This is a genomic window from Treponema sp. R80B11-R83G3 (assembly GCF_054786115.1).
The window spans coordinates 1-1,388 of sequence record NZ_BDHF01000216.1 but is presented as its reverse complement, the minus strand read 5'-3'; the positions used below and the strand labels follow the sequence as shown (position 1 = coordinate 1,388).

Genomic DNA, 1,388 nt, shown 5'->3' with positions numbered 1-1,388 from the left:
GCATAAGGCTTTTTCATATATCAATAAAAGGAGATTTTTATGCGATTAACAAAAAAACTTTTCGGAATTGCCGCAATTATAGCGGTAATTGGATTCTTTGCCCTACCTTTGATAGGCTGTAACGACACTGACCCTATCGATCATTCTACCTTTACAAGCATTGACGGTTTTGCAACATGGCTAGCCGCCCAACCAGACAACACCGCAGCCACCCCCTACGTCGTCAAACTGAATGTGAGCTCTCTCGGCGCTCCTTGGCCTTATGATGGAAACATTAGGAACCTACTAAAAAACAACCCAACAAAATATGTCTCCCTTGACCTTTCCGGCAGTACCTTTACCAGCATTAGGGATAGCGATTTTAGAAGTTGCGACAGCCTTACCAGCGTAACCATACCCAGCAGCGTTACCAGCATCGGGGAGTGGGCTTTTAACCAATGCTGGAACCTTACCAGCGTAACCATACCGGACAGCGTTAACAGCATTGGGGATGTCGCTTTTTCTAATTGCACCAGACTTGCCAGCGTAACTATACCGGACAGCGTTAACAGCATTGGGGATGGTGCTTTTGCCAGTTGCACCAGCCTTACCAGCGTAAACATACCAAGTGTTAAACGCATTGGGCAGTACGCTTTTAGTAATTGCACCAGCCTTACCGACTTAACCATAAATTGGAATGACAGTCTTGGAAAGAACGCTTTTAAAGGTTGCACCAGCCTTACCAGCGTAACACTATACAACACTACTTGGTGGGAAGATGAAAATTCTCATGGCGCCTCCGTATACGAATATTTCGGCTATTTATTCGGCGCGTCAAATATTGAAAGTCAAAATTCTTCAATTCCAGAATCGTTGAAAACTGTAATTATCAACAATAAGATAGGCTCTAGATTTTTTTACGGTTGCACCAGCCTTACCAGCGTAACCGTTTCCTCCAGCATTGGTGGAGATGCTTTTGCGGGTTGCACCAACCTTGCCAGCGTAACCATAGGCAATTATTGCAATGCCATTAGGGATGGCGCTTTTTACGGTTGCAACAGCCTTACCAGCGTAACAATACCAGCCAGCGTTACCAGCATTGGGGGGTCTGCTTTTTTTTATTGCACCAGCCTTACCAGCGTAACATTTCAAGGAACGATTACTAAAAGAACGGGTGATACGATTAATTTTGGTTCGAATTATCATAGTCCATTTTCCGGCAATTTGGAGGCTAAGTTTTACGAAACAAACTCAACCAATGGAACGCCGGGAAATGGACTATGATAATTCGAACCAAAATTAATCGTATCGCCCGTTCTTTTAGTAATCGTTCCTTGAAATGTTACGCTGGTAAGGCTGGTGCAATAAAAAAAAGCAGACCCCCCAATGCTGGTAACGCTGGCGGGTAT

General features: G+C 44.3%; 1 protein-coding gene. It reads left to right on the top strand.

Features of this window, described 5'->3' with window-relative positions:
- The first annotated feature begins 39 nt into the window (after positions 1-39).
- Positions 40-1,263, top strand: a complete 1,224-nt coding sequence (locus ACYVRH_RS12750) for a leucine-rich repeat domain-containing protein (protein ID WP_461257275.1) — start codon at positions 40-42, stop codon at positions 1,261-1,263.
- The last annotated feature ends 125 nt before the right edge of the window (positions 1,264-1,388 follow it).